Source organism: Oceanivirga salmonicida (genome assembly GCF_001517915.1).
GTDB classification, from domain to species: domain Bacteria; phylum Fusobacteriota; class Fusobacteriia; order Fusobacteriales; family Leptotrichiaceae; genus Oceanivirga; species Oceanivirga salmonicida.
In genome coordinates, this window is record NZ_LOQI01000083.1 from 1 (window position 1) to 5832 (window position 5832).

At 25.9% G+C, this 5832-nt stretch carries 9 protein-coding genes; 7 read left to right on the forward strand and 2 right to left on the reverse strand.

Features of this window, described 5'->3' with window-relative positions:
- Positions 1-191 (forward strand): hypothetical protein (locus AWT72_RS09740; RefSeq protein ID WP_197407635.1); only part of this gene is annotated, 191 nt, incomplete at its 5' end.
- A 44-nt stretch (positions 192-235) separates the two neighbouring features.
- On the opposite strand, the gene AWT72_RS07745 is transcribed toward AWT72_RS09740, so the two are convergent.
- The gene (locus tag AWT72_RS07745; RefSeq protein ID WP_067143287.1) at positions 236-616 is read right to left on the reverse strand and encodes a thioesterase family protein; all 381 of its coding nucleotides are present in this window, start codon (positions 614-616) and stop codon (positions 236-238) included.
- A 110-nt stretch (positions 617-726) separates the two neighbouring features.
- Between AWT72_RS07745 and hpt the strand changes: the two genes are divergently transcribed.
- Genes hpt through purB form a run of 3 tightly spaced genes read left to right on the forward strand, consistent with a single transcriptional unit; the run spans position 727 to position 3996 of the window.
- A complete protein-coding gene (hpt, locus tag AWT72_RS07750; protein WP_067143290.1) occupies positions 727-1257 on the forward strand; it encodes a hypoxanthine phosphoribosyltransferase in 531 nt (176 codons plus the stop codon).
- A gap of 1 nt (position 1258) precedes the next feature.
- Complete coding sequence (locus AWT72_RS07755; protein WP_067143293.1) at positions 1259-2545, forward strand: adenylosuccinate synthase; 1287 nt, start codon at positions 1259-1261, stop codon at positions 2543-2545.
- Positions 2546-2562: 17 nt separating this feature from the next.
- Positions 2563-3996 (forward strand): adenylosuccinate lyase, encoded by a 1434-nt coding sequence (purB, locus tag AWT72_RS07760; protein ID WP_067143296.1) that lies wholly within the window; start codon positions 2563-2565, stop codon positions 3994-3996.
- Between the two features lie 48 nt (positions 3997-4044).
- Here purB and AWT72_RS07765 read toward each other — a convergent pair whose 3' ends face one another.
- Positions 4045-4428: a nuclear transport factor 2 family protein gene (locus AWT72_RS07765; RefSeq protein WP_067143302.1), complete on the reverse strand. Its 384-nt coding sequence runs from the start codon at positions 4426-4428 to the stop codon at positions 4045-4047.
- Positions 4429-4551: 123 nt separating this feature from the next.
- Between AWT72_RS07765 and AWT72_RS07770 the strand changes: the two genes are divergently transcribed.
- The 3 genes from AWT72_RS07770 to AWT72_RS07780 form a co-directional block, all read left to right on the forward strand.
- Positions 4552-4878 carry a winged helix-turn-helix transcriptional regulator gene (locus tag AWT72_RS07770; RefSeq protein ID WP_067143306.1) on the forward strand — a complete coding sequence of 109 codons (327 nt, stop codon included), beginning with the start codon at positions 4552-4554 and terminating at the stop codon, positions 4876-4878.
- A gap of 95 nt (positions 4879-4973) precedes the next feature.
- Positions 4974-5288, forward strand: coding sequence for a hypothetical protein (locus AWT72_RS07775; RefSeq protein ID WP_067143308.1), 315 nt, complete (start codon positions 4974-4976; stop codon positions 5286-5288).
- Between the two features lie 139 nt (positions 5289-5427).
- On the forward strand, positions 5428-5832 hold a 405-nt coding region (locus AWT72_RS07780; protein ID WP_156413110.1), incomplete at its 3' end, for an AAA family ATPase.

A 5832-nucleotide genomic window follows, 5' to 3' on the forward strand; every position in this document is an offset into this window, starting at 1 on the left:
AACCATATGCTAAATTAGAGTATAAGATAGTTAAAGGATTAAAACTAAAATCTAAATTAACTATACCAACATTCTTTTCAAAGAGTGCTTTAAATGTTGAAGGTGATAATAAGTTCGGTAAATTAGAAGATAAAGTTACTTTTAAATATTATGATGTAATTTTAAATTTAGGATTAGATTATTCATTTTAATAAAAAATAAGGGTTTGTGTTTGAAGCACATTCCCTTTTTTAAATTAACTGTATTTTTCTTCAAATTTTACTTTATCTACTACATATCTAGTATGAGTTCCAGAACCTATAAGTTCGCCATTTACAAAACATTTTACACTTAGTAAAATTTCTTTTTTATTAACTTCTAAAATTTCACATTCTGATACAACTTTTGAATTTATTGGACTAGCTTTTAAATGCTTAATATTTACCATAGTTCCAACAGTTATTTCATTACCTTCTAAAAATTGATCTATACAATGTGTAGATGTTATTTCCATAAATGCTATCATTGATGGAGTAGCATATACTCTAGCTTTTCCTGAACCCCATTTACATGCTAAATCTTCTTCTTTAACTATCGTAGTTTCAGTGTATTTAGCACCTATTAGTATTTCCTTCATTTATCTTTCCTCCTCTAATTTATTTATATAAATATTTTAACATACATTGCTTATTATGTCTAATTTTGTTATACTATTTTTGTAGTGTAAATATGGGAGGTAGTTGAAATATGAAATATCATATTGAAGAAATGATATCAGAGAAAAGTATATCTGATAAAGTATTAGAAATTGCTGAAAAAATAAATGAAGAATTTAAGGGAAAAGATATTTTGGTAATAGGTCTTTTAAGAGGTTCTTTAATGTTTTTAGCAGATTTATCAAGAAAATTAGACAATGTAATAGAAATAGACTTTATGTCAGTTTCAAGTTATGGGAGCAGTATGCAAACTAGTGGAGAAATTAAAATTTTAAAAGATTTAGATGTTTGTATTGAAGGAAAGAATGTAGTTATTGTTGAAGATATAATTGATACGGGCTTTACTTTATCTAAGGTATGTAAAATATTAAAAGAAAGACAACCCAAAACATTAAAAGTATGTACACTATTAGATAAACCGGAAAGAAGAATAGTAGATATAAATGTAGATTATCAAGGCTTTATAATCCCTGATGAATTTGTAGTAGGTTACGGTATAGATTATGCACAAAGGCATAGGGCTTTGCCATATATAGGAAAAGTAGTAAAGGAAGAAGAATAATATGAAAAATTATGATACTTATGTTGTAGTAGGAACTCAATTTGGAGATGAAGGAAAAGGTAAAATAATAGACGTACTATCACCAAAAGCGGATTATGTAGTGAGATTTCAAGGTGGAAATAATGCAGGGCATACAGTAGTTGTAGGAGACGAGAAATTTGTATTACATTTATTACCATCAGGTATAATAAATGCTAAGGGCAAATGTATTATAGGAAGTGGTGTTGTAGTAGATCCAGTAGTTTTATTAAAAGAAATTTCTGAATTAGAAAAAAGGGGTTTAAATGCTAATCATTTATTTATAGATGAAAGAGCTCATGTTATTATGCCATATCATATTGCTATTGATAAAGCAAAAGAAGAAGCATTAGGTGAAAATAAGATAGGAACAACTTTAAGAGGAATAGGACCTTGCTACAATGATAAAATTTCTAGAAATGGTATAAGAATAGGGGATTTATTAGATAAAGATAGATTTAGAGATAAATTAGCTTGGAATTTAAAATCAAAAAATGATATGTTGATTAGATATGGTAAACCTACATTTGATTTTGATAAAATGTATAATCAATATTTAGAATTAGCAGATAAATTAAAAGATAAAATAATAGATGCAGTGTTAGAAGTAAATGAAGCATTAGAATTAGGTAAAAAAGTTTTATTTGAAGGAGCACAGGCATTAATGTTAGACATAGATTATGGTTCATATCCATATGTAACTTCATCATCTCCAACTTCTGGTGGAGTATGTACAGGAGCAGGTGTTGCACCTAATAAATTGAATAGAATAATAGGAGTAATGAAAGCATATGCTACTAGAGTAGGAGAAGGACCTTTCCCAACTGAATTAGATAATGAAGCAGGAGAAAATTTAAGAAAAATAGGAAATGAATATGGAGCAACAACAGGTAGACCTAGAAAATGTGGTTGGCTTGATTTAGTAATGGGAAGATATGCAGTAATGATAGATGGTTTAACTGATATAGTTCTAACTAAAATAGATGTATTGACAGGACTAGAAAAAATAAAAGTTGCAATAGCTTATGAGATAGATGGTAAAAGGTATAAATCATACCCTGCTAATCTTAGAAAATCAACTAAGGTTAATGTAATATATGATGAATTAGATGCTTGGAGTGAAGATATTACTAAAATAACTAAATATGAAGATTTACCACTAAATTGTAAAAAATACATAGAATATTTAGAAAAAGAATTAGGTGTTAGTATATCTATGATATCAGTAGGACCTGAAAGAAATCAAAACATATATAGAAAAGAATTTTAGAAATAGGAGTAAAAAATATGAATGTATATGATTACCCATTATGTAGTAGGTATGCTAGTGATAAAATGAAATATATTTTTTCGCCAGATTTTAAATTTAGTACTTGGCGTAAATTATGGGTCTATTTAGCTCAAAGTGAAAAAGAATTAGGACTAGACTTTATAACCAATGAGCAAATAGATGCTATGAAATCTAATATATCTAATATAGATTATGAAGTGGCAAATATGTATGAAAAAAAATTAAAGCATGATGTTATGGCACATGTTCATACATTTGCAGATTTAGTTCCAATAGCAAAACCAATAATTCACTTAGGAGCAACTAGTGCTTATGTTGGAGATAATACTGATTTAATTCAAATAAAACAAGCTCTACTTTTAACTAAAAGTAGAATTTTAAATGTAATTAAATCATTAAGAGATTTTTCAATGAATAATAGAAAAATTGCAACATTAGCTTATACTCATTTTCAAGCAGCACAACTTACAACAGTTGGAAAAAGAGCGACATTATGGTTAAAATCACTAATGTATGATTTACAAGAATTAGATATTAGAATTGAAAATTTAGAATTTAGGGGAGTAAAAGGAACAACTGGAACTCAGGCTAGTTTTAAAGAATTATTTAATGGTGATTACTCAAAAGTAAAAGAATTAGATATATTGGTTAGTAAAAAAGCAGGATTTTCTAAAAGACAAGAAGTAAGTGGTCAAACTTATGATAGAAAGCAAGATAGTTTTATATTACAAACATTAGCAAGTATAGCAAGTACAGCACATAAATTTACTAATGATTTTAGATTATTACAACATTTAAAAGAAATGGAAGAACCTTTTTCTAAAAATCAAATAGGTTCATCAGCTATGGCATACAAAAGAAATCCTATGAAGTGTGAAAGAATATCTGCACTTTCTAAATTTGTAATATCTAATGAATTAAATGGACATTTAGTTCATTCTACTCAATGGTTTGAAAGAACATTAGATGATTCTGCTAATAAAAGATTATCATACCCACAAAGTTTTTTAGCAATAGATTCAATATTGATTTTGTGGCATAATATAATATCAGATGCAGTAGTATATGAAAAAATGATAGAAGCTAATCTTAAAAAAGAATTACCATTTATGGCAACTGAAAATATTATAATGAGAGCAGTTAAAAATGGTATGGATAGACAAGTTGTACATGAAATAATCAGACAATTATCTATGGAAGAAACAAAAAGTATTAAATTAGATGGAAATCCAAATAAATTAATAGATAGAATTTTAAAAGATGGAAGATTAAAAATAGATGAAAAAGAATTAACAGATATTTTAGATGCAAATAAATATATAGGATTTGCAGTAGAGCAAGTTGAAGACTATATAAAAGTTGTTGATATAGTATTAGAAAAAAATAAAGAATTTATGTTAGATATTAAAAATGAAGAAGTTTTAATATAATAAATAATTAAAATTATGTATAAAAAGCACTCCTAAAAGTGCTTTTCTTTATTTCCAAAATTCGTCTTCAATGGATTGAAATTTAGCAAAAGTCCAAACTTCAACTATCTTATTTTCTGAAATTTTAAATAGATCAATTCCTTCCATATTTAATTCATTATCATTACGCTTTGCAACAGATACTACACTTGCAACAACAAAATTATCATTATCTGCTGCCCAATTTGTCATTACTCTAAATGTATTATTACTCCTAATAGAAAATTGCTCTATTCTTTTTGCTAATTCTTCTTTTCCAGTTACAGTACCTGAAAGAACTCCATTTCCTCCCATATGCCAAATAATATTATCTGATAAAGTTTCAAAAACAAGTTGAAAATCTCCTTGTTCTAATGCTTTTGCATAAGTATTAAAAACTTCTAATGCTTTCATATTAAACACCTCCTAATATATTTTAAGTATATTATAAATACAAGGTATTGATTTTTCAAGTACGAACATTTATAATACATAGTAACTAAATAAATACTATTTAATATTTTAGGAGGTTATTTTATGGGAAATATTTATGAAAAGTGTCCGTTTGCTATAACTCAAAAGATTTTACAAGGAAAGTGGACTATTCTTGTTCTGTATCATTTGAGTACTGGAACAAAAAGATTTAATGAACTTGAAAAACTAATGCCAATAATTAGTAGAACAGTTTTAACAAGAGAATTACGCCAATTAGAAAAAGAGCATTTAATTATAAGGAAAGTTTATGCCCAAGTTCCACCAAAAGTAGAATATAGACTAAGTGAGATAGGTAATGAATTTAAAAAAGTTCTAGATGAGATAGAAGTATTTGGGCAAGAATATATTTCGTTTAATGAAAAAAGATAGGAATAATATTGTAAAATAAATAAAACGAGATATAATTAACATATAAAATAGTTATATTTTAAAAATCATTAAAATTTTAGTGGGAGATGATATATATGATAAGTTTTACTGGTATTGGTTTTCCATTAATTATATTCATATATTTTGGTGGAATATTTTTGGTAGGACAATTAATAAGAAATTTTAATTTAAGTTATAATATGCAAAATATTTTACTTATTATTACTCATTTATCATTAATTTTGATAAACTATTTTATAGCAAAACTATTAAATAGAAAAGAAGTAAAACATACTGTATTTGAAGCAAGATTAGAAAAAGTAGTTCTTTTCTTTGGTCTTATAACAAGTTTTCTAATTATAATGATGGTAGGAATAAGTGTATATAAAGATTTATATGACACTTATTAAAAATATGCAGTTAAAGAGTTGAAACAAAAAACATATTATTTGTTAAGGCTCTTTTTTATACTCTAAAAAATTATCTTAGGCTTTTCACTTGAAATATATATGAATAGAGAATATAATATATAAAAGAAAGGGTGGTATTATGAATATAGAATTTAAGACAAGTTTTAGTATAGGAAGTATTCGTAAAGAGACTTTTTATGTAGATAAAACAATGCTTATAGATAAATTAATAAATAATTACGGAGACCCAATAAATGAAACAGTATTAATATGTAGACCTCGTAGATTTGGTAAGACACTTGGATTAGATACAATAAACTTTTTCTTTAATAAAAATAAAAAAGAAAAGGCACTAGAATTTTTTAATGATAAAAAGATAGCCAAAACAGAAAAAATGAAATATATAGGAACAAGACCAGTAATACACCTTGATTTTAAAAATAAGGAAGCAAAAAGTTTGGATGAAGTAAAATATGCAATACAAAAACTTTTAAGAGCATATTTTCTTGATATAAAAAATAAGGAACTTTCAGATAAAATTAAA